This is a genomic window from Ruegeria profundi (assembly GCF_020171505.1).
GTDB classification, from domain to species: Bacteria; Pseudomonadota; Alphaproteobacteria; order Rhodobacterales; family Rhodobacteraceae; genus Ruegeria; species Ruegeria profundi.
In genome coordinates this window covers 17,181-39,571 of record NZ_JAIUZS010000001.1, presented here as the reverse complement: position 1 = coordinate 39,571, position 22,391 = coordinate 17,181, and the positions used below count along the sequence as shown (strand labels likewise).

Genomic DNA, 22,391 nt, shown 5'->3' with positions numbered 1-22,391 from the left:
TTATCCTTTCTCGCGGTACGCCCAGAGGACGGTTACGAAGGCGGTGACCAGCAGGCTGGCAATCATCAGCAGCGATACAACAGCAGCACGTGGCCATTGCTGACCGGCTCGGACAAGGTCCGTCACGAGGATCGGCAGTGTCTGAAAAGTGCCGCCGCCCAAGTAGGCTGCGCTGACGAACTCTGCATATGACAGCAGAAAGGCGAACAGCAGTCCCAGTGTCAGACCGGGCCGGGCAGCCGGTAGAATGACGCGAAACAGGATCGCGCCCGGTCGCGCACCAAGGTTGGCCGCAGCAGAGATTTCGGTCCGGTCCACATTGGCAAGCGCGATGGTTTGCAGGATGAGCACGACAGGCAACGCCAGCGTCGCGTGGCCGATAAACAACGCGAAATAGGTGTTGAGAAGGCTTTCCCCATTTCCGCCAAACGCCTGAACAATGGAAGAGATCACGCCGCCTTCGGCAAGGAACACCTGCCAGGAGTAGATACGGACAAGATAGCTGGTAAAAAACGGTGCAATCGCAAAACCCAAGAGGATCAGTCGCTGGCGCGGAGTGGCAACAAAGGCCATCGCGTAGGACGCTGGAAAGGCCAACAGCGAAATCGCGACCGCGCTGAACAGCGACAGCCCGTAGCTGCGCCAGAAGCTGGCCCAGAGGAAATCCAGACCCAGAACATAGCGCCATGCCGACAGCGTTGCGTCCGGTGTCAGCCGGTAATTCACCACCGACCAGAAGGAAATCGCCACCAGCAAGCCGAGCGGCACTGCAAAAAACAAAAGCAGCCAGACGGGCAGCGGCAACACCCACAGGGCCTGCCAAGCGCGTTGGAACAGGGATTGGTACCGGCGCCCCGAATTACGGGCCGGGATAGCAGGGAAAGTCATGTCGGTATCTCCGATAGGGCTGCGGCCCCCGCTACAAAGCAGGGGCCAGACCTACATCAGGCGTTTTTGTAGCGCGTCCAGGCGTCGTTCCAGGTTTCCAGCGATTGCTGCACCGGAAGTTCCCGCAAACGGATACGCCCGGCGCGGATTTCATCCAGCGCGTTCGGCCCGTTTAACACCATGTTCTGGCGCTGTGCCTCGCCCGGTTGTTCATCGTTCAACCGAGCCCAACCCGCCTTTGTGGGAATCATGGCCGGATAGGCCTTGAGCGTGGCGGTTTTCACCTGTCCTTCCGGAGACATCATGTATTGGATGAAGGTCCGGGCCAGATCCTGATTTTTGGAGCCTGCGCCAATCGACAGCGACTCGGTCCATTGCAGGCCGCCTTCTTCGGGGATGGTCGTGGTGACATCAGCACCATCGCGGGCCAGCACACCGGTGATCCAGTCGCCGATTCCGGGGATCGCGGCAACCTCACCTGAACGCAGCGCGGACAACATGCCGCCGTAATCATAGAACCCGCGCACCTGAGGCCGGAGCGACATCATCGTATCGGTCAGTTCCGTCCAGTGTTGTTCGTTGAGGTCAAACGGCGCCGCGTTGCCATTGAGAAGGCTCAACGCACCCAGGTTGGGCAGATGCCAGTCGAAATGGCCGATCCGACCCTCATGTTGGCTGTCCCACATACTGCGGTAGCTGCGGGCTTCCGCTTCGCTCATCGCGGCGCGGTTGTGGGAAAGCCCAAGGAAACCGAACCGTAGGAAAACCGCATAGGGTTCGCCGCCGAACCAGTGGCCCCGGAAATTCTGGAACTCCGGAAAGAAGTCATCAAACGGGTAGTCCTCGGCGGCCAGCGGCTCGATGAAACCCGCCTGCTGCAATTGCACTACATATTCCGCATCCGCCAGGACCACGTCGTAAGTTCCCGCTGGAGACTGTGCAATTTGTGCCAGCATCTGGTCACCGCCGACATACTCTTTGGCGCGGATGCGAACATTGTGCGCTTCTTCAAATGCGCCGATCACGTCGGGGTCGGCATGGCCGGCCCAGGTGAGCATCGACAACTCGCGTTGACCCTGTGCGCGCAGAACGGTTGGGCTGGCGAGCACTGCCGCGGCAGCAAGCCCCCCCTTGATCAACCGCCTCCGTGAGGTGATAATGCTGTGTGTCATCTCTTCCTCCTTTTTCATCTCACGAGTTTCAGAAAGAGCGGGCAAGAAAACAAATGACCATTCCTCAGGCCATGCTGAGATATTTTTTCGCAAATGAGAGATACCATGCGTAAGCTACCGCCGCTAAACGCAATTCGCGCCTTCGAGGCAGTCGCTCGGAGGCTTAGCTTTGCCGAAGCCGCGGAAGAGTTGGGCGTCACTGCCACCGCCGTCAGCCACCAGATCAGGCACTTGGAAGCCTACCTCGGCTTCCAGCTGGTCGAGCGTCGCCCCCGCCAGATCACGCTCACCACTGCCGGGCAGGAGTTGTCCCCCAAGCTGCAGATGGCATTTGATACCTTGGGTGAGGCGTTCGAGATGCTCGACAAAGACGTCGAACAGTCGCTGGTCCGGATCACGACCACGCATGCGTTTGCAGAACGCTGGCTGGTTCCGCGCTTGGCAGATTTCTTCGACAAGCACGGCGAGGTCAGGGTCGAGGTTGAAACCGATGATGAGGTTTTGGACTTGCGGACTGACCGGTTGGATTTGGCGATCCGATATGGTTCGAAGGACGCCACAAACGAAGAAACGGAAGTTTTGTTCTGTGACCACTATGTCCCCGTCGGCCTGGCGGAGTTTCCGGACATGGGTTTGCAAGACAGTCGGCTCTTGGGGTACCGCTGGCGCAATCCGGACATGTGCGGCCCAACCTGGGAACAATGGTTCAAGGAAGCCGGGGAACCGTTCCCGTCGGACCGCATTACCCGTTTCAGCGATGAAAGTTCGGCATTTAACGCGCTGGATCAGGGGTTGGGGCTGCTGTTGTCCAGCAGCGCACTTGTGGATGAAGGTCTGAGCTCAGGCCGCTACCGGCAAATCCCCGGTCCCATGCTGCGTGGATTTGCCTACACTCTTGTGCTCAATCCGCTGGCGCGTAACAAACTCGGCGTTAGGAAATTCGCCGATTGGGTTAGGCAAGCTGCCAAACCGATATAAGCCCAATGGGCCTAAACAAGAATCTCACGGGACAGCGAAAGCCCTCCAGGCGCTTATCTGATTTCATTGCTGGCTTAGATCGAAAAGGGTGAACTGTCGCTAAGGTTAATGCTGTCGCGCATCTCCGATGCTACGTAGACTTAGTGAAACAGCAAGAGATTTGCGTCTTCAGTTTACCCTTCTAATCGATTATCGGATTTAACGTTTCGGAAAGAGGTGAGCTATAGGATTAAACTCTTCTTGACTTGCGTTTTTGTGACAAAGCTCTTCAGGACTTTACCTTCGTGATCCAGTGCTCGTCACGGATAGTGCCATTCGCCGTTGATTTTCCTGAACATCTCGTCGGGATGCCATAGCGAGATGGCGATGGGTTGGTTTTGCCAAGACGCTACGGAACTGCCCTCCCCGTCTCACGCAAGTTTCACTGCTAGCGAAAGACCGACAACCCATCGAAGCGCATTCCCATTAAAATGCCCTTGCTGCGTTTGCCCGATCCTTTCCCCGAAAAGAGAGCAGGTTGCGCGAAGGATCTGGCCGCTGGCAGTGCGTTTCCGGCATCATCCACATTGATCGACCGGCTCCACAGAGGGGTAACGCTCATAAGAGGACCAGGCTGCACTTGCAATGCGGACAGGATAGCGTACTCGCGGCGCATCTGAGGTCTCCATACCGCGAGCCCGACATAGGCCACGAACCCATTTTCGCCCTCGTCACGAGCGATCGTGATTGGGCTGGCAAATTCGGCATGCGTGGCGTGTTTTCGCATGTCCGGTTCCAAGCAGTCTAGGGGCGCTAAGCTAAGGTCTGGCGCGATGACACCCTCACGGTAAGAAGCTTTGACGAACAGGTGCATCATTATTCTGTTCGAAACAACAAGCGTATCACTTACCGGGTCGAGTGCCGGTGCAGCGGTCACCTTTGCGTCTCCTTTTTCCCTAAGTATACAATGCCACTGATGTGTAAGGGCATCTCCGTCATCACGTATGGCGCTAAGCTGAAAGGCATCCCGCATTCCGTGGCTGTTCCGCAGGTTTGACGGGTATTCGTTGGTGAAGATCACGAGTTTCCCGTCCTCACGAACACGCGCGCAAGGAGAACCACCAACCTTTCGATCACCGACAGAGCCGACAACGACATATGTCGGCACATCCTCTTCCGATACGAATTCAGGCAAGTGTTCAACAGCCCCGTTCGCAGCCCGCGAAACTTTCAGACGAAACAGGGCAGTAGGAAGTGCTTGGGGCGACGCGACCTCGGTCTCTGGCGAAAACTTTGCCTGAAGGTAGGCGTGATCGCCATGAACAACTATCGACTGCCGAACATCAAACCGCCCCTCAACAACCTTTCCTTCATGGAGCACTTTTGTTTTTAGGTCCACGAGGTCGATCGTTTGACCGGACAGGGGATCGAGTTTCACTAAATAGCCGTTGCGCGTTCCGTACAGCAATTCGTTGTCCGTTGTGTAGCGCAGGCAACGTGGTGTTCCATGGCCGCGCGCGGTCGAGCCCAATTCACTCACGATATCGGCGGTCTCACGTTTCCAGATTGTCTTGCCGTCCAGACCAATACACCTGATCTCAGCGCGGTTGCCTACAAATATGCAGCGCAGCGTACGCCCGTTCGAGAACTTGAGCTTTGCAAGCAGCGCACCGCCGATGAATCGACCTCGCAACCCATCCTTGATGGCCGGAAAGTCACCCAGGTCAGATTGCCAAATGACCTTGCCAGTCTGAAGGTCGATTGCTTCTAACGGCACCTCGTGTGGGCTGTCGAACACCGCAAGGGCATAATCCGTGGCAGTGTACGCCCCAAAATTTGCCCCGCCGCATTTTGGATCTGGCTTGGTTTCAATGTCGCGAATTTCCCTCAGCGGCGTCAACGGAACGTAAGAACTATCCAACAGATTTCCGTGCGCCATAGGAAAGCCCTGACCGTCCGGCTCAATAGCTACCAAGGATCCCCAGCTCCCATTGAATCCCTGCGGGAGTTCCGGCTCGGGAATGGGATCGTCTGCGTAACCGAACCGCCGCGCCAGATTTACAACGGCCGGTACAAAGCCTTCTCCATCGCCTCGCCAAGGCAGACGCGCAGTCAGTGGCACTCTCGGCGGTGAGAAAGGTCGCAGAGTAGGATCCGCCAGGAAACCCGGATCATTTCCGAGCCTGGCGTTCGGGGGGCCTTCAGTGGCGAAAGGAGAACGCTCAGGATGCAACATCGCTTCGATTGCAAGGTCGGAGTCGTCGATATTCAGCCAATTGGCGATCTGTTTTAAAACGGGTTCGGGTTTGGCCAGCAAGTCCTCTCCCCTGACCGTTCGGTAGCTTTCGCTGGGAAGCGACGCGAACAATCTGTCGATCCGATCGTGTACATCAAGCCAATGGAATTGCGGGTCAAGAGTCGGCGGGTTCGTGCGCCGATCCCACCCGCTCGACCCCCAAGCCTTCAACCCCTCAAGATACCATTCTGTCGCGACGATGGACTTGCCGTTCGAGTACGGATGTCGAGCGATGCGGATGTATCTGGCGTTCGGAGCGATCCGCCTCAAACGCCTGAGACAGGCATCTGTGGTCGAATGAAGGGGGCTCTTGTCGACGATTTGGCGAGGTCCCAGAAGGCCCTCAACGTGTTCGTAAACATCTTGGGTGGACATGCCTGAGCGCGACCGAAGCCACGCATCAACCTCGTTTACCGATTCAACCGTTTGTTCGCCGTGATGCAAATGTGCCAGAAGCCGAAGGACACCAGCCGGAAACGCATCCATGCCCGGGAGTATCCGATACCACCTTTCCACCGTATCAGCCGTCGCAAGATTGGTTTCGGGAAGACCGAACAGCTCAGGATGTTGGCCAATCATCGACCCGATCACAGAGGTGAATGACCGCCCGGGCCCAAGAATGAAAATCGGTTCACGCATTCACGTCATTCGCACCTCTTTAAATATCCGATCAACGCGCAGCCGTGGTAAGAGAACACTGATCAACGACTGCTGAAAAATAATAAGGCTCCAGCGGATCATCTGTACTTGTCAAAGAAGCGGATCATTGCGCTGCCACCATCAATATCGGTGCGTGCCGGTCCCAGCCCCCTATTCTCACCGAAGCGTGTAGGCTTGGCGCCAGGCCAGTAGTGGCCTTGTCCGGGGTAAACACAGAACAGTGTCTCGCTGGCATCTTTGCAACCGGAATAGCGCGTACAATTCGCCCCCTGAACCAAGCTACTGCTTTGCTTTTGTTCGCAATTGCCGAGGCGAACCCAGTAGTCAATATTCTGCAGCACCGAGGATCGATTCCCAGCAGTCTCGATCACACTTTCGCCACCTCTGAGAGGCGCAACAGCGTCCAACTCGCCGTGCAGATGGAGCAATGACACCGTGTGCGCCGGATTACAGCTGGACTTGTTCATCGTGTAAGCACCGGCGTAAACGGAAAAGGCTGTAATGCGGTCCGGTGCTGAACAAGCTATCCGATACGCCATCAGAGCACCGTTTGAATACCCGGCCAGAAAGACTTTACCGTTGTGTGGAATTTGTTTGCCGATTTCATCTACCAGCGAGAGAATGTAGCCGACATCGTTGATTTGCCTTCTTTGAGCCGCCGCACAGCACTCACCAGCATTCCAGCTGCGTCGGACTCCATCCGGATACACGACTACGTAGTTGCTGGAACCGTCTTGAGAATGCAGGCGGCTCGTTTTCGCCATGATTTCACCAGTAGCAAAGCCCGGGTGCAACGCCACGATGATCGGCCAGCCCGCTTGTGGTGACGTACCGTCCGGAACATAAGCTTTAGCCGTACGCGTAACCCCATCAACCTTCAGCTTGAAATCGAGTTGGCGCGCGGATGCTTGCGTAGCCAAAAGCGCAAGCGCTAACGCTATTAGCGCCAACGTAAAACGCGGAAATGCATCTCGAAGTCTGGCGCTTGATGACAGCTTGCTAATCTGTTTCATATCATCAACTCCAATACACCAGCATTACGAGGAAACGTCCGATTGATGTATTCGATGCAACTCGGGTGCCTGTCGACGTTGGACCCGATCAAACGCGGACACTGCTGGTTCGTTTCCTGATCTAGCCTAGAGGCTGATTTGAGAGCACAGCTGCCGCCGATGCTAAAAAATCAATTCTCCGGGCCCAGGTCACCTTCGATAATCTGATCTTCGAACCCGCGAAGGTTGTCATCAATCGCGCCATTTTGGGCGGCGCGCGCACGAAATCCTGCTTGGGTACTGACAAATCGTGGCGCGCCAAAATGTCCACCGCCCTGATTGGCGTCCTGTTGCCTGCCAAACTCTGTCGCAGAACCTGGTCCTTGCGGCCCATCAAATCCAGCTCGTGCGTTCGCTCCGGCGCGTCTGCGCGACATCAGCCAAAGAAAGAATGCACGTCGTCTTCCCGGGCCTGCATTGCCCTGTTGCGGCCCGACCCAGTCGTCACCGCCTTGACCAGCCGGAGTACTTTGCCCGCCAAAGCCGCCGCCCGCGCCTTGGAAACCACCGCCCTGGGGTTGCCTGCCGCCGAAGCCACCTGCGCCCGCGCCCGGACCAAAACCACGTCCGCCAAAGCCGCCGCCCGCGCCTTGGAAACCGCCGCCCTGGGGTTGCCTGCCGCCAAAACCGCCTGCGCCCGCGCCCGGGCCAAAACCACGTCCGCCAAAGCCGCCGCCCGCGCCTTGGAAACCGCCGCTCTGGTGTTGCCTACCGCCAAAGCCGCCTGCGCCTGCGCCCGGGCCAAAACCACGTCCGCCAAAGCCGCCTCCCGCGCCTTGGAAACCGCCGCTCTGGGGTTGCCTACCGCCAAAACCGCCTGCTCCCACGCCCGGGCCAAAACCGCGTCCGCCAAAGCCGCCGCCTGCGCCTTGGAAACCACCGCCCTGGGGTTGCCTGCCGCCAAAACCGCCTGCGCCCGCGCCCATCCCAAAACCACGTCCGCCAAAGCCGCCGCCCGCGCCTTGGAAACCACCGCCCTGGGGTTGCCTGCCGAAACTACCCGGCGTTGCCCCTGCGAACCGACGCGCCCCTCTGGCGCTCCCCTGAGTTCCGATACTGCTGTCGAATCCGACATAGCCTTGTCCTGCCGCGCCAGATCGCAGCGCTTCAGGGTCTATAGGCTGGTCTTCATCAAAATCATTTTCCGCTGAATCATTGTTCATGTTTACGACCTAAAATGACTTGGAACTGCTGACAGACTAGCAAGCAGGCGGCTATTTGGCTATCCATGATCGCCAGACATGACACGCTTCGGCGTGGATTCGAGTTGCCAGTAGCCAAGTATTAAGTGATCTGAGGACAATTTGATGAACTCATCATTAGGTTTCTTGACCGTGGTTTCCGGATTACCGCGCTCTGGCACGTCCATGATGATGCGCATGTTGGAAGCCGGGGGCATTCCTCCGGTCACCGACAAATTGCGTCGGCCGAACGATGACAATCCGTTGGGCTACTACGAATTCGAGCCGGTAAAAGATTTGCAGAAGGATTCTAGTTGGGTCCCGGGGATGCACGGCAAGGCGCTGAAAATCATCTACAAACTCGTCTATGATCTTCCGCACGACGTACCATATCGGATCCTATTCATGCAGCGCGACCTGGCCGAGGTCGTACGATCGCAGGAAAAGATGCTGGAACGCGAGGGGCTGGATAGCGGCCGAGAACAGCGCCAAACGATCATTCAGCTGTTTCAGTCCGAGGTCATCAATTTCCGAAATTGGGTAGCGACGCAGCAGAACATCGAAATGCACGTGGCGGACTACGGAAATATCCTGAAAGACCCATTTGAGGAGGTTACCAAAATCTCCGAATTTCTGGAGGCTGACCTCGACAAACACGCGATGGCGCAGGTTGTCGATCCCGCGCTTTACCGAAACCGGGAATAACCGGTCTGCACCTACGGGATCCACCCCCAAATCTCTATGAGGAAGAACCGCACGAGCAAACGCGAATAGGCTTCCCAAACCCGCATCTCTTCGCCGTCGATCTTGGCATATCCAGTCATGCCCGGCCGGAACAACCCATTCTCATTGGACATGAATGTTTTTATACGCACGACCTGCCCGAACTCTTCGGTCTCGGCGACAGGTGCGATGGCCGAGACCACGCCCTCACGTTCTTCGTCCGGCATTGCCCAAGCCTTCAGTCGTACCTTTTCACCAACCTCAATCAGGCTCACATCTGCCTCGGGCACCTTGATTTCGGCGCGTGCGACGGTGTGGTCTTCGATTTCCATCAGCAAATCGCCGGTTTCCAGGAATTGTCCGGGCACTGGCTCTTCACTTTCAAAGACAACGCGCCCGGCAACCGGTGCAACAATTTTTGTATAGCCGAGCTTAGTTTCATTAAAGGCCAGCTCCGACTGCAATCGGTTTACATCGGCCTGTACCATGGCTATTTCGGACGCTTCAGCTTCTGCAGCAACCCGGTTTAGATTGGCCTCGGCTGACCGCAATTCGGCCTTTGCAACGTTGAAGTTGCTTATCGTACGTTCCGCCTGAGAAGTGGGAATTGCACCTCGTTCCAGCAGTTTCTGGGCCCGATCTGCTTCGGCCTCCAAGAACGGCAGTTCGCTCCTGATCCGCTCAATCTGTTCTATTGCAACCTGGATTTCTTCCTCGGTCGCGCCCTGCTCAAGACGCTCCAGTTGCGCACGAGCTTTCGCAAGTTCGGCCCTTGTCACTGCCAGAGCATGTTCTTCACGAACACTGTCCTGCAGGGCTAAGATGTCGCCACTTTCTACGATATCGCCTTCTTCGACCATTACGGCGGTCAGCTCGTTTGGCACGCGCGCCACAACCTTAACCCTGTCATCGGCAAGGATCACGAAGTCGCCGCCTGATTGGTAGTTGTAGGGAAGAAAGGCGACGTAAATTGCGCCCAAAACCAGCGATAGAACCACTATTCGACGCAGCCAGATTCCGCGTCGGTTGTTCTTTGCTTTGGTGCCATAAACGTCGGGTAATGGCCGGTAGAGCGTTATCCTCCGGCTCGGCACCTTTGCGGGAAGCTGGTTTTGCACTCTCTCCGGTTGCAACCCAGTGGGTATCGGCACAGGAAGGTTCTGCCCGCGCCCTGCCCTCTTGGACGCGATGGCTTCCGCCTTTTTTTCTTCAACCATTTCGGCCATGACTTGTTGACGGATACGCTTGCTGCGGCCGCGTGTTACAACGAACCAGGCTAGGATCAATGCAATGAGGCTGAGAAATACAATGACTCCTGTGCCACCGAAACGAGCTTCTAGCATTGTCGAAACATAAGCCGCGACAAGCGTCACCAGGAACGCTGACGTAAGCAGCGAACCAATGCCATAAAGGATGAACGTCCAGCGTTCGCCCGGTGTTTCCGGCCCAAAATTTTTGCGCCGGACGCCAAACAGGTAAGCCATTGAACGTTCTCTCAACATCGGCTGATTGAAACACACACACATCAACCGATAACCTTCGCCGTTGATGAGAGGAAAACCACATATCAAAAAAGATAAGAGTCCGAATTGCCCGATTATCGCGGCGATTTGAGAAAGACTGCTTCCCGACTGACGGGTGAATGCCCAAATCAATGTGCAAAGAGCGAAAATCAGAAAACGTGTTCGTAAAGCAGAGGCATAGACTTGTATTTTTCCATGGCGGTCCAACTTGCTGACGCCAATCATATCGATTGCGAACCGCGGGATGAGAAAGAACAGAAAATTAATGCCAAAGCGTTTTACGTCGCTGCCGTTACGTTGCAACACAGCCCCGATTACAAGACGCGACACAAGACTAACCGTAAGCATCGAGAGCGCCAGAATGCCAATGATGCCAACAACCCGGCGCGACGCGTAAATGGTATCGAGCACCTCGTCCAAGCGATGAAAAATAGCAACAATGGCGAATATTCCCAGCGGAACGGTGATACCCGCGAGGATCGAGGCCGCGAAGCCAAAAAAGCGGTTCAGAAAACGTAACAGGCCCGTTGGATCGAACAGAACAATGTCCATGTCCTTGATCTTCGGCTGCTCTTTCTTCGCCTGTTCAAAACTCTGTTGGCGCTCGGTAACAGCATCGTTGGCGATCGCGTAGCGTTTTGAACTTGTACTTTCTCTTGATATCTGCGGCTTGGCCGGAATGTCCTCGACACCGACCAAGTCTTCATCGCCGAATATTCGGTCTTCGAAACCGTCGTCGTCATCCCAGTCAAAGTCAGTATCATCAGAAAAGATGTTTTCGTCTTGAAAATTATCCGGCTGAACAGTGGCTCCAAGCGCCCCGTCCTCTTCATCAAGCGTCCAGTCGCTGACCGCGAGGTCACTGTCTTCTATTGAATCTTCCGCTGCGACCTTCATTGACTGAGCCAAATTAAATGGAGGCTTCTTTTCAGAATCCAATGCCGCGACCAAAATACCGTTTTGAACCATCTGTTCCGCAAACTGCGCAACTGTCGAAGCATTAACCACAATTCGAAAGTGCGAACTCAGCGCTGTCGCCAGGCCTTCGTGGGAGAACCCTTTTGTGAGCCCATTCAGCAGAAAGAACTCTTCTTCTCCCATCCGATATAGCGCGCCGGTCTCGGTGTTCTTAACGAATGCGACCACGCCGTCACTTCCGGCATCCGAAATCAAACTTACAAGCGCATTTTTTCCTAATTGATATCGCCGGGAGCCGTCGGCATGTTTGTTGACAGTAGTATCAATCGTTGTCATCTATACGCTCATACTACGTTAAAACTCGTGTTAAAGACGCCTACTTAAACGAACCAACATGCCCTACGAAGGCTTGGGATATTGAATAATTTACTGGTGCATTTTGTATCAGAACACCGGTAAAATCCGAGCCTCCTGCACTTATTCATTGCAGAGTCTATCTGACTCCCCCATCAAGGCAAGCTTTTCCCCGAACCTCACCCAGTACGCTTGTTTTTTGGCCTCGAAATCCGTCATAAATACAAAGGCTTCTTTCGGTAAACCGCCGTTTTTTTACGGGAGATCAAAATTTGAGACCGTTTCTTAGTGGCCGCGTCGTATTGGTGACCGGAGCCAGTCAAGGGCTTGGAGCAGCAACTGCACGGGTTATGGCGCGTGCCGGGGCAGTTGTCGTCGCCACTGCACGTGATGCCGCGGCACTTGATCTAGTTGTTCGCGGAATACGCGATGAAGGTGCCAAAGCTTTGGCAATTGCTGCGGATGTGTCCGATGAGGCAGCAACTGAAGCGCTCGTTTCGGAAACACTTGATGCGACCGGTAGAATTGACAGCCTTATTAACATCGCTGGTTCGGCAGAAACCATTGGTCAAAAGCTATGGGAAACACCACCAGAAACCTGGCAGAGGCTCTGCGCGACGAACATTACCGGTGCCTTGAACCTAGTCAGACATATCGTTCCGCCCATGCAGGCACAACATTGCGGACGGATGCTTTTTTTATCGTCGCCGGCGACGTTTAGTCCACAACCTGACACCGGTGCATACGCAGCGACCAAGGCGGCTGTTAACCAGATGGTTCAAACGCTCGCACTTGAATTGAATGGCACCGGCATAACAGTGAATGCTTTTAACCCAGGTCCGATCGATACGCCTTTGTTCGGGCAGGTTTCAGAAACGCTGGGGCGCAACGCGCCAAGCGCAATGATGACTTCGGTCGCACGACCGCCCGAGTTGGCCGCACGGCTTTTACTGTGGCTGAATGCACCTGAAACAGAAGGTTTGACGGGCGAATTCGTCCAGTGGAACAATCCAAACACACTCGACGCGATGGATCATTTCCTGCGAGCCTACCACATTGGTAAAACTAGCTGACCTCAGGAACAGGTACGGCAAGTGTCATCTCGACGAGGGCCTCGCTGACCCGCCATAGATGTGCGCATGCGGCTGGATCGGTCGTTGCAGAAGCGATCTCAACCTCTTTGTCCTGATCCATGTATATCCCTGTCTTGGCACGCAGATCCTGATCGATGATCAGGTTTGCGACGAAACTTGCCGATTTTTCAGGCGATATCATGCGATTGCGCGCACGGTTGAATACCGCAAGTTCAGGCCGATCCTTCAAATCATTTCTATTGAGTATCTCGGTGCGAACGGCACCAGGACTAATGGTCAAAACCCTTGGTCCATTCCGATCCAAACGCTGCGTCAATGCATTGGAGAACATCATCAACGCAAATTTTGCACGCGCATAAGCCTCCAGCGGCTGGTAATTGGCCGATGAGAACAGATCGCCGAAGTCCAGCCCGGATCTTCTGTGGGCTTCCGAACAGAGATTGACGATGTGCCCTTCTTTGGAAATGACCTTAAGAATGCGCGTCGTCAGGTGAAAGGCGGCCAGATAATTCACGGCGAAAGTGGCTTCAATCCCTTCCGGTGTCATAACCCGCGAACCAAATAACGCCCCGGCGTTGTTAAAAAGCGCGTGGATGTCGGTATGGCGCTTGACCAGAGCCTCAGCGAGCTTCTTGACTTCGGATGATCGGGACAAGTCAGCGGCATAGAACTCTCCCGGAGTGCAGGTCGGCCGGTCGTCGAGTTCTTGCAGCAAACTGGCGCCAGCTTCGGTATTTCGGCCAACCGCGACAACATGCGCCCCGAGTCTTGAAAGCTGCACGGCCAGCTCCCGCCCAATTCCAGAGGTTGCTCCGGTCACGACGCAGACCTTCCCTTCCAGCGGTTTGCTTCGCGTCTCAATTGCAGCGATGACAGCGGGCAACTTCGGCGTGTTGTCTGCGACGTGACCCTCCCGGCGCAAGTCAAAGATAATCTCCTGCGCACATTCCGCTAGTGAAGACCAAGTGCTGCGCTGCGGCCTGAAATCCAGAATTCGGCTCGCCTTGTCAGTGGCGAATTTCGGCTCCTCGAACGGATAAGACGGACGGACTCGATCTTCCGTCGCGTTCGGATCCGATAAAAGACGGCCAAGTCGCTGCAATTCGGCGACCAACACGTCCGGAGAGATTGCCGTCGTTTCAGCAATGTTAAAAATCTGTCCGCTGGCGCTTGATACACGCATGGCCGATACAAGGGCTGAACACAGATCGGCCGGATGCAGTCGCTGAAAAGCACCGGGCAAGCAGGCCTTCTTTCCCTCGATCATAATGGCCCGCAACTCGGAAAGTGCATCGGGGTCCGCCCGATCATAAAGCATTGGAACCCGTAAAGTGACCCGTTCCAGATTGTCATCTGCCGCCGCGAAAAAGGCTTTCTCAATCCGGACAGCAAAGCGTGCTGCTTCGGACGCCGTCTCGTCGTCCTCGTGGATCGGTGCAGTTTCCCGGATCGTACCGTCGCCCGACGCCGTGTCAGAATAGACGACCGTGTTGCTCAACAGAATGGCCCGGCGCACACCCGCGCGCGCGGCTGCGGACATGATTTCGGTCATCCGCGCTTCCACCTTTTCGTGCGGCAGGTTCGCACCGGGATGGAGAATAAATACTGCATTGGCTCCGGACAAGATTTCGTCGATCCCGTCGATGACCGGTTGACCAGCCAGCAGTTCATGCCGGTCCACTTTGTAATGCAACGGTTCCAGCGCGGCCTGCAACATAGCGCCGAGCGTCGATCCGCGATCCAATATAACGACCTTCATGCGTCCACTCCGAATTCAACGCTCCGTAATCTCAGAATCTATTCCACCTGCAGATAAGCTGGGAAATTCGCAGCCGTGGAATGATAGAACTCCAGCCTTCCGAGAACCTCCCGGATGCAGTCTTTGGCTGTCATGCGCGCAGACCAACCGGCCGCGCGTAGTCTGGCCGGATAGAACTTTGGCAAACCAACGTTGTTTTGCGAGGCTATTTCGGCATAAGGATTGTCATCACGCCCGACATTCATGATTTCCCACATTAATGAGACAACGTCATAGGCCGTGATTGGCTCATCGCTTGCCACTAGCATTCTTTGATTGCGCAGGTCGGGATGCTCTGCAGCCAACAAGGCCGCGCTGCCGATGTCGACCCCGTGCGTCCACTGCATTGTGTCCCACATACGGCGCAAGGTTTCAGCCGCTTCGGCATTACGGATCAACTGCGTGATCAGGTTCTCGACAAATGGGCTTTTCCGACCAGAGACGATCGTGGGCCTGAGCATCGCGTAGTCAAACGCGCCGGTCTCGGCTGCCTCAAATACAATATCCTCCGCCCGTATCAGACTCTCACCCAGTGCCTGCTGCGCTGGGTTGCCATGTGCTTCTCTTGGTGCGTCGTCAGTCAGAGGCCAGAGATTCGGCGTTCGATGCGGCACGTAGACGTTGTTGGACGACATCATCACCAGCCGGGAAACCTTGCCACGGCAGGCATTAACCAAACTGCGTGTTCCCTCGACATTCACGTGGTCCAGGATTTCCGCATCAATGGCAGGAGGCGGGCTGATCAATGCGGTATGAAAGACCAACTCAACATCTTTCAACGCCTCATTCAGGGCCACCGGGTCGGCGAGTTCACCTGGCGCCATTTCGATCCTGTCACGATAATTAATGCGGTGCATCGAGTCCGGCAAAGCGAAGACACGGACCTGGTGGTCTGTCCGCATCAATGCTTCGAGCACGTATTGACCCACGGCTCCTGAAGGTCCGGTAACAAGTACTTTCATCTCAACTGCCACATCTGGCTTGACGGTTAACGATACCCCAAATCATCCGTTGTCTAAATTGGGTTGGAACCCTCCGCCGCCACTATTACGTGCACCTCGCGCACGGGCCATAACCATTCGCTGGCGCATCGTGCGCCGCCGTTGGCGCCTCTGAGCGCGAGCTTCCAACTGTTCCTGGTTCGGACCTTTCTCTGCCTGCCGTTCTGCGCGTGCTTTTCTTGCCTCCCGCAGAGCGTCGAATTCGGCGATGTATAGCGCCAGTACTTCTTTGTTATTCTGCGACACTTTTTTCAGATCAGCCTTGGCAAGGTCGACCCTTTCCAACGCAGACTGCCCATCGCGGATGTGCATCATCGCTGCACGATAGCTGCGCTCAGCGGCATCACCTCTGTCCTCTGCAGCAAAGGCATCTCCATGAAGACGCTGCACGGCTCCCCGTAAGACAGGGCGGTTAAGTTTGCTAAGAACTTCGCGCGCCGCCTCCAGATTCTTCTGGGCGATCAGTGCCCGTGCAAGCGAGAGCCGGGCATTGGAATTTCGACGACGCCCCTTCTCTTTCCCTACAAGCTCGGTGAGTGCTGCTTCTGCTCCTTGATAGTCCTTTTGCGAGATTTTCAGTTCTCCCAATCGTTGCAGCAGCAGCGGATTCCCCGCTTTCTTTGCAAGCGCCGCTTCGACAAGTTTGATCGCCGAAGGGTAGTCGTCTTCACGCTGTAGCAACCTTGCAAGTTGCAGCGTCGTCCGCGGGTCTGCCGGGTTGGCTTCCAGCGCGAATTTCAGATGCGCCTTAGCCTCGTCATAACGGTCCTGTCGCGCCAGCACCGAAGCGATACGACGGCGAACGACCGCCGATTGCGGATCAGTTTCCAAGGCGCGGTCAAGTACTTCGATAGCCGCATCCGGACGCTTTTGCTGCTCATGCAGGGACGCAAGGCCGCTCAGCGCCTGTATGGAGGTTGGATTGAGGTCCAGCACCTTGTGGAAGTTCTTTTCCGAATATGACGGGTCGTTGCCCTGCATGCCAACATAAGCCGCAAGCAACGGGGCCAATCGGTTCTTCGGATCTGTTTGCATCGCCTCTTCAAGGATATTGGCCGCTTCATCCAACTGGTTCTGCCGCATATAGCTGATCGCAAGCATCACCCTCAGACGTGTATTTTGCGGTTCATGCTGTATCATCCCAATCAATTCGGACTGAGCTTCTGCGACACGACCATCAGCCAATAGCCCGCGAATGAACCGCACTCGCTGACGATCGTTTTGGGGAACTTGGGCAACTCTTGGCTCCCATTGTCCTTGCTGGTTCATAGTGGGCATCATACTTCCTCCTTGCTTTTGCTGGCGGCTGCTGCCGGCCGAAGTCTCAATGAATTGGATTTCATCATCTCTTTTGCCCTTCCCGCACATTGCCGGTTTCAGGACCAAACGATGACGTTAACGGGTCGCGCGCCATGGCAAGACCACCGATCCCGTATTGGGTCAGGAGCGCTGTGTGTCCCGCTTCGTATCGGGGAGTGGGAAGGTCTCCGTCCGACTGCGCGGCCTCAATTATTTCTCGCAAACCTTCGAAAGTCGTAACATTTGGATAGAACCCAAGGTCACGTTTCGCGTTAGAAATGTCGTATTGCTGCACGTATCGACTCCAGGTTCGGGTCTGGTCGGGCACCAGATCTTCGCGCACAGCAGCGCCGATCGACACGCGGGTCAAACGTCCGATCGCACGATAGGTCACGACATCCGGTCCAGCGACGTTGAAGACGTTGCTTTTTGCGCTCTCTTCGAAGCAGGCCCGCAGTATCGCCTCGACAGCGTCTGTCACATGGACGAACTGGCGCTGTTGATCCCCTTGCTGTCCCTTGCCAAAAAAAGGCGCCGGAGCAGAGTCTCGCACCATTTTATCAAACATCGGATCGCCGACACCATAAACCAGGGCGAACCGTAAAATGGTCCCTGCATAGCCATCATGTTTGGCGTAATGCCGGACAAGGTTTTCGCCCGCGATCTTGGACATTCCATAGTCGGCGAGATCGTGACCACCATCTATGCGCAACGCATGAGATTCGTGGATCGGCCAGTCTTTCGGACTGAACTGGTTCTGATAGACAGCCACAGAACTGCAGAAAACAAACCGCTCCAGCACCGGCGAGTCCGAGCAGGCGCGCAACAGGTCATGCGTACCCTGCACGTTCGTCGCGCGAAGTTCAGGTACCGTGCAGGACCCGGCCAAACGCGCCGCCATATGGAGAACGATGCGCGCGCCCTTTACCAACCGTTTCAGCGCATCCACATCGGCCAAATCTCCGACGATCAATTCAATCTGATCGCTTTCCGGCAACTCCGTCTCTGTGCCTGCAAGAACCAGGCACCGCACCCGATAGCCGCGCTCCAACAACTTCGGAACCAGATGCTTGCCGATGTAACCGGTGCATCCGGTAATCGCGAAGTCCACCTCGGTAAAAGAAGCGGGCTGTTGATCCGAGGACTCCACCGTGATTTTCGCGGCGTCGGGCACAGTGTAGGATTCATGGCTAGTATTTCCGAGGAAAACCTCCGTTCCTCCATCGGGGTTTTCATGATACTCCCATCGCGATGCAAAGCGCGCCGGGCTTAAACCCCCGAACGGGTTAGCCGTGCCAACACACAGACCCACGGGTGTCGAGACCATCGTTCGCCCCCCGTAATTATAGGGGTTGTTCATCCCGTTTATTGTGACCGGGACCCACGTGATCCCATCCTTGGTCCGCCAAAGCTCAAAGCCGCCGCCGATCTGGGCGAGCTGCTCGAAACCGATACCATTCACAAGTCGCCGCGATGTGGGCGATGGCCGGTGCGCATACTGCAGAAAGACGCTCCAATCGAAGGTCGAAACATACAACCACCCGTCATGCACGCACATCCGCCAAGTGTAACCTGAAAACAGGTTGTCAAAGCCGGGCCCGATCCCAGAGAGCGGGTATTTAATACCGTCCGGCGTCTCGCGCGGCATGCCGACCAGCAGATCCCAACTGTCATCTGGCCAAATCCGGATAATCTCGCCCGCGCCCGGCCCCACCAGATTGGTGCGATCATATCCGCCATTCTGGATCGAACTGCCGACATACAAGGCCCCGTTGAACTCGCACATGCCCATTGCGATTTCCGACAAAGGCCCCCGGTACGCGCCACGGTCTATAACCTTGCGCCATTGCAGTGGCCCGTCACCGCAAGGTGGCGTGGTCCAAATCTGGTAGCCTTGAAAGTGATTGAAAGTGCCTGCGTAGAGTTGACCATTCGCCTGGGTCATCATGAAGACGCCATTGTTATTGGGATCGCCAAATCCCACGTCCATGGCCACTTCCCAGTTTCCGGGCTTGGGATCTCTTGAACGCTTGATCACGCCAGTTCTGTTTGAATTGAATTGGATACCCTCACCCGCAGGCGGGGCATATAGGTAACCGTCAAAAGAAACCAACTCGCGGAAGGTCGAAATCCTGTCGTTGCCGATCCCGGGTTCGGATGCTGGCTCAAAATTCAACCCGTCTTCGGATCGCAAGACATGGGCTGCGCACCCACGCAGCACTGTTGACATCGTTGAAACGTACAGCACGGGTTTCGGGTCAGAATCCCCCTGAAAAACGGTCATGCCGCGATACCCTAAATCCCGTGGTGCAGGCTCACCTTGCTTGCCCGGGATCATCGGTGAACGGTACGCCATCTCCCATGTGTCTTCACCAGGTGTCCAACGCCAGATTTGGCCCTGCATATCCAAGTCTTGCACTTTTGGAGGTACGTCCACGGGCCAGGGATCCAGTGCAGGCGGATCAATCGGCGGGAAAAGTCTGAGCAACTTAAATGAGTTGCGCGTCATGCCGCAGTATAGACGCCCTTCGAAAAAATCCATTCCGTGGACATAAGCATTGTCGGGATCACCAATGCCGTTCTTGGCCAACTGGCGGAAATTTCCGCTGTTCAACCCGTCGCCGCTTCCGGCAGTTGTGTCGAATGAATTATCCTTAGCCACGGTCATATTCCATTGACTGATCGGCCAACTCTCTACGCGAATGAAATTGAACGCTTGGCGCGGCTGTTTTCGGCGGGTTCGCGATCAGATCAGTAAGCCCGCGCGGCTGAAGAAGCGGGAAATAGTGACCTCCTGATACTTCGTGATTGGTCGCATTCGGCAGGTGTTTCAGCAATGCGTCCCGGGTTTGGTGGTAGCCAGACTTTTTGCCGTAAATTATGTGGACGGGTGTCTCGAGTTTCCGAAGCGCTGCGCTCGTTAGCACGCTTGTTGCATAGAACTCTTTCCAGGCATGTGTTGTTGCCATCAGTCGCCGCCAGCGCCGTATGGCGTTGGAATTGTGCTTTGTCGGCATCCAGCCACGCCCGTACTGCCCGCGTTGCATATTTGCGAGGGTGTCTTCCGGCGCTTCCGCTATTTCTTCAAGGAAAGCCATCGCCACCATCGGCCAGTCGCCCTCTCCTTGTAGGCCCTTCAATTTCAACTTCTCTTTAAGAGCCGACCATTTTCTGAGATTGGGAGTATAAGTCTGAGCCTGCAAGGCTGGGACCCAGGCATCTGCAAGAGTGATGCGTATGATCTTGTCTCTGGCCTGAAGTGCTGCGGCCAGCGCAATGGCACCGCCATAGCTATGTCCAACAATATGAATATCTCGCAAGCCCAGATGGTCTGCCAAGGCAAGAATGTCTTTTGCCAAATCATTTGCGCTGTAGCCCCGCTGGGTCATGCCTGACAGCCCATGCCCGCGCAGATCAAGAGCTGTGACGCGATGGTTCTTCGCTAATGTGAACGCCAGAGGACCCCACCAGAACCCAATGCTTGAAAACAGACCGTGGACAAGCAGCAAATTGGTCCCGGAACCAATTTGCTGATAGTGGAGTTTTGTTCCGTCTATTTCTATGCGTGGCATGGTATCATCACAAATATCCAAGCGCTTTAAGACGCGCTCTAATCTGCTCTTCAGCGTCGCCGCTCAGAGTTTCGCTGCTGTCTGTTCCAGATTCTTTGCCGGCGGTATCGGAAATCTCTGGCACGTGAGTCGCGACATATGCAGGATCAAAGAGGTCCGTTCCCACCCGGCCCTCGAAGCTGCTCGGAATATCGAGGCCCAAGGAATAGAGCACCGTCGGAGCCACATCGACGATGCGCATAGGTTCGACCCGTCCAGATGATTTGATCGCCGGGCCGCTGGCAATAATGACACCATCCGGGTGATGCGTTGCATAAGGGATTTTCCGGTCCTTGACCGGCTCATCCGCGCGCAACACAGAAAGAAAGGAATAATCCGCCATCTGCAGGGTCAGATCAGGCGCCCGCGCGCTCTCTGTTCCGGGGAACGCCATCTCGCGTGTGAACACATCACGAACGACCGGTTTTCCAGAAGCGGAATCAACAAGGCTCTTCAGCTTGGAAATCAGATCATCGCGAAAGGCTTCATATTGCTCGGGGGGTACTCCGTCCGGATCGTTTTCCGAAGCTACTCGGATGAAGATTGCATTGCTTGAGGAACTGAGCGCATAGGCTTTGGTTGGGCCCCAATCGATAAGCGTTGTCGCTTCAGTATTTTCATCAAGTGCAACACGCCCTTGATTGTCCAAAGGCACATCGGGTTTCCATTTCAACAAGCCCAAGCTTTCCAGCCAGCTGTTCGCATAGAAAATCCGCGCACCAGACCGCGTAAACCCATGATCCGAGGCAATGATGACGCTTGCCTGATCACCCGCTTTTGCAACCATCTGGGCAATATAGTTATCCACATCACGGAAATACTGCAGCGCCAAGTCGCGCGCCCTGACCGAACTCTGAGATCTATAGTCGCCACGCGTCGCCGGATCGATGAGGTGGTAGCAGAGGTGCTGAATACGGTCGACCCCATCAAAAAGAACGGATGTCAGTTCACTCGGCACGCGTTCCATCAGCTTGAGAGTGATCTCGAACCAGCGTCGCTCGCGCGTAATGTGGAACTGAACCCAATCCTGCAGGTCATTTTCTGCGAGCCCCTGCACGGCTTTTCGCTCGTGCTGCCAATCAGTCGACATCTCGCGTGCTTTGAAAACGCCTTCTTCTTTCAGCATTTTGTATGTTTCGCGGGGATAGATTGCACGGCCAAGATAGGACCACGGCACATAACCCGGGATGACCACACCATCGATCGGTTTGGCCGGGAACATGGTGGGGTAGTTCAATGTCGTGACCCGCATGCCTGCTTCGGACGCGATCTGCCAGATTGTTGGCACCTTGAGATCGGCGGATGTGGTAAGGGTGTAGGTCGGCGTGCTGTTTGTCCGGTCCACCCGGATAAAGTCGAATACGCCATGGTTGCCGGGTGATCGCCCAGTCATGAGCGTCGCCCAAGCAGGCGGTGTGAGGGGGTGCATTGTCGAGCGCAGAATGCCCCGGCTACCACCTTCCATCAACCGACCGAGATTGGGCATTACGCCTTCGGACACAAGCGGATCGAGGATATCATAGGTCGCCCCATCCAGACCGATGAGCAGCGTTTTGACATATCTTTCAGGCATTGCTCACCTCCTGACCGGCAGATGCCGCGACAACGCCGTTGAGAATGTCGCTAACCTGCATGTCCACCAGAAGCCGCTCGGTTTCACGCAGGTGTTGGAACAACCGCTCCTCAAGATTGAAGTGCTGCTGCAGTTCCGAGATGAGATAGATCAGGCTGATCGACTCCACGCCCAGATCCACCAGTTTGGTATCGGCGGTGAATTCAACCGGCTCCTCCTCCAGGTCCTCTGCCAGATCATGGAAAATTTCGCGCATCGCAGTCTTGGCCGTTTCAATGGCAACTGGCATTG

The 22,391-nt window shown here is 55.6% G+C and carries 16 protein-coding genes; 3 read left to right on the top strand and 13 right to left on the bottom strand.

The annotated features are described in order from the left end of the window. Entirely contained in the window at positions 1 to 888 is an 888-nt protein-coding gene (locus LCM21_RS00110) for an ABC transporter permease (protein ID WP_224888796.1), read from the bottom strand. A 56-nt stretch (positions 889 to 944) separates the two neighbouring features. After that, on the bottom strand, positions 945 to 2,060 hold the full coding sequence (locus tag LCM21_RS00105) for a polyamine ABC transporter substrate-binding protein (protein ID WP_224888795.1): 1,116 nt from the start codon (positions 2,058 to 2,060) through the stop codon (positions 945 to 947). Positions 2,061 to 2,165: 105 nt separating this feature from the next. Here LCM21_RS00105 and LCM21_RS00100 point away from each other — a divergent pair, with 105 nt between their 5' ends. Beyond that, the gene (locus LCM21_RS00100; RefSeq protein ID WP_224888794.1) at positions 2,166 to 3,038 is read left to right on the top strand and encodes a LysR substrate-binding domain-containing protein; all 873 of its coding nucleotides are present in this window, start codon (positions 2,166 to 2,168) and stop codon (positions 3,036 to 3,038) included. A 427-nt stretch (positions 3,039 to 3,465) separates the two neighbouring features. Here LCM21_RS00100 and LCM21_RS00095 read toward each other — a convergent pair whose 3' ends face one another. From LCM21_RS00095 to LCM21_RS00085, 3 genes are all read right to left on the bottom strand, one after another. Further along, a complete protein-coding gene (locus LCM21_RS00095; protein ID WP_224888793.1) occupies positions 3,466 to 5,952 on the bottom strand; it encodes a sulfotransferase family protein in 2,487 nt (828 codons plus the stop codon). A 98-nt stretch (positions 5,953 to 6,050) separates the two neighbouring features. Beyond that, positions 6,051 to 6,986: a CE1 family esterase gene (locus tag LCM21_RS00090; RefSeq protein WP_224888792.1), complete on the bottom strand. Its 936-nt coding sequence runs from the start codon at positions 6,984 to 6,986 to the stop codon at positions 6,051 to 6,053. A 415-nt stretch (positions 6,987 to 7,401) separates the two neighbouring features. Further along, positions 7,402 to 8,100, bottom strand: coding sequence for a hypothetical protein (locus LCM21_RS00085; protein ID WP_224888791.1), 699 nt, complete (start codon positions 8,098 to 8,100; stop codon positions 7,402 to 7,404). Positions 8,101 to 8,332: 232 nt separating this feature from the next. Between LCM21_RS00085 and LCM21_RS00080 the strand changes: the two genes are divergently transcribed. After that, positions 8,333 to 8,911: a sulfotransferase family protein gene (locus LCM21_RS00080; RefSeq protein ID WP_224888790.1), complete on the top strand. Its 579-nt coding sequence runs from the start codon at positions 8,333 to 8,335 to the stop codon at positions 8,909 to 8,911. A gap of 11 nt (positions 8,912 to 8,922) precedes the next feature. Here LCM21_RS00080 and LCM21_RS00075 read toward each other — a convergent pair whose 3' ends face one another. Next, positions 8,923 to 11,706 carry an RND family efflux transporter gene (locus LCM21_RS00075; RefSeq protein WP_224888789.1) on the bottom strand — a complete coding sequence of 928 codons (2,784 nt, stop codon included), beginning with the start codon at positions 11,704 to 11,706 and terminating at the stop codon, positions 8,923 to 8,925. 323 nt (positions 11,707 to 12,029) lie between these two features. Here LCM21_RS00075 and LCM21_RS00070 point away from each other — a divergent pair, with 323 nt between their 5' ends. After that, entirely contained in the window at positions 12,030 to 12,797 is a 768-nt protein-coding gene (locus tag LCM21_RS00070) for an SDR family NAD(P)-dependent oxidoreductase (protein ID WP_224889696.1), read from the top strand. Here the strand turns inward: LCM21_RS00070 and LCM21_RS00065 are convergent. From LCM21_RS00065 to LCM21_RS00035, 7 genes are all read right to left on the bottom strand, one after another. After that, positions 12,790 to 14,577, bottom strand: a complete 1,788-nt coding sequence (locus tag LCM21_RS00065; RefSeq protein WP_224888788.1) for an NAD-dependent epimerase/dehydratase family protein — start codon at positions 14,575 to 14,577, stop codon at positions 12,790 to 12,792. The genes LCM21_RS00070 and LCM21_RS00065 overlap by 8 nt on opposite strands. 38 nt (positions 14,578 to 14,615) lie before the next feature. Continuing rightward, complete coding sequence (locus LCM21_RS00060) at positions 14,616 to 15,578, bottom strand: NAD-dependent epimerase/dehydratase family protein (protein WP_224888787.1); 963 nt, start codon at positions 15,576 to 15,578, stop codon at positions 14,616 to 14,618. A gap of 42 nt (positions 15,579 to 15,620) precedes the next feature. After that, positions 15,621 to 16,898: a tetratricopeptide repeat protein gene (locus tag LCM21_RS00055; protein ID WP_224888786.1), complete on the bottom strand. Its 1,278-nt coding sequence runs from the start codon at positions 16,896 to 16,898 to the stop codon at positions 15,621 to 15,623. 61 nt (positions 16,899 to 16,959) lie between these two features. Continuing rightward, entirely contained in the window at positions 16,960 to 19,578 is a 2,619-nt protein-coding gene (locus tag LCM21_RS00050; RefSeq protein WP_224888785.1) for an NAD-dependent epimerase/dehydratase family protein, read from the bottom strand. Next, the gene (locus LCM21_RS00045) at positions 19,571 to 20,488 is read right to left on the bottom strand and encodes an alpha/beta fold hydrolase (RefSeq protein ID WP_224888784.1); all 918 of its coding nucleotides are present in this window, start codon (positions 20,486 to 20,488) and stop codon (positions 19,571 to 19,573) included. The genes LCM21_RS00050 and LCM21_RS00045 overlap by 8 nt, the downstream gene beginning before the upstream one ends. Before the next feature lie 7 nt (positions 20,489 to 20,495). Next, positions 20,496 to 22,100 carry an alkaline phosphatase family protein gene (locus LCM21_RS00040; RefSeq protein ID WP_224888783.1) on the bottom strand — a complete coding sequence of 535 codons (1,605 nt, stop codon included), beginning with the start codon at positions 22,098 to 22,100 and terminating at the stop codon, positions 20,496 to 20,498. Then, positions 22,093 to 22,389 carry an acyl carrier protein gene (locus tag LCM21_RS00035; RefSeq protein ID WP_068334963.1) on the bottom strand — a complete coding sequence of 99 codons (297 nt, stop codon included), beginning with the start codon at positions 22,387 to 22,389 and terminating at the stop codon, positions 22,093 to 22,095. Before LCM21_RS00035 ends, LCM21_RS00040 begins: the two co-directional genes overlap by 8 nt. Positions 22,390 to 22,391: the final 2 nt, after the last annotated feature.

Coding starts and splice junctions, on each gene's coding strand:
- LCM21_RS00055 (WP_224888786.1), bottom strand. CDS start 16,898: ATGATGCCCACTATGAACCAGCAAGGACAATGGGAGCCAAGAGTTGCC.
- LCM21_RS00035 (WP_068334963.1), bottom strand. CDS start 22,389: ATGCCAGTTGCCATTGAAACGGCCAAGACTGCGATGCGCGAAATTTTC.
- LCM21_RS00100 (WP_224888794.1), top strand. CDS start 2,166: ATGCGTAAGCTACCGCCGCTAAACGCAATTCGCGCCTTCGAGGCAGTC.
- LCM21_RS00110 (WP_224888796.1), bottom strand. CDS start 888: ATGACTTTCCCTGCTATCCCGGCCCGTAATTCGGGGCGCCGGTACCAA.
- LCM21_RS00080 (WP_224888790.1), top strand. CDS start 8,333: ATGAACTCATCATTAGGTTTCTTGACCGTGGTTTCCGGATTACCGCGC.
- LCM21_RS00085 (WP_224888791.1), bottom strand. CDS start 8,100: ATGTCGGATTCGACAGCAGTATCGGAACTCAGGGGAGCGCCAGAGGGG.
- LCM21_RS00090 (WP_224888792.1), bottom strand. CDS start 6,986: ATGAAACAGATTAGCAAGCTGTCATCAAGCGCCAGACTTCGAGATGCA.
- LCM21_RS00040 (WP_224888783.1), bottom strand. CDS start 22,100: ATGCCTGAAAGATATGTCAAAACGCTGCTCATCGGTCTGGATGGGGCG.
- LCM21_RS00060 (WP_224888787.1), bottom strand. CDS start 15,578: ATGAAAGTACTTGTTACCGGACCTTCAGGAGCCGTGGGTCAATACGTG.
- LCM21_RS00065 (WP_224888788.1), bottom strand. CDS start 14,577: ATGAAGGTCGTTATATTGGATCGCGGATCGACGCTCGGCGCTATGTTG.
- LCM21_RS00105 (WP_224888795.1), bottom strand. CDS start 2,060: ATGACACACAGCATTATCACCTCACGGAGGCGGTTGATCAAGGGGGGG.
- LCM21_RS00045 (WP_224888784.1), bottom strand. CDS start 20,488: ATGCCACGCATAGAAATAGACGGAACAAAACTCCACTATCAGCAAATT.
- LCM21_RS00075 (WP_224888789.1), bottom strand. CDS start 11,706: ATGACAACGATTGATACTACTGTCAACAAACATGCCGACGGCTCCCGG.
- LCM21_RS00095 (WP_224888793.1), bottom strand. CDS start 5,952: ATGCGTGAACCGATTTTCATTCTTGGGCCCGGGCGGTCATTCACCTCT.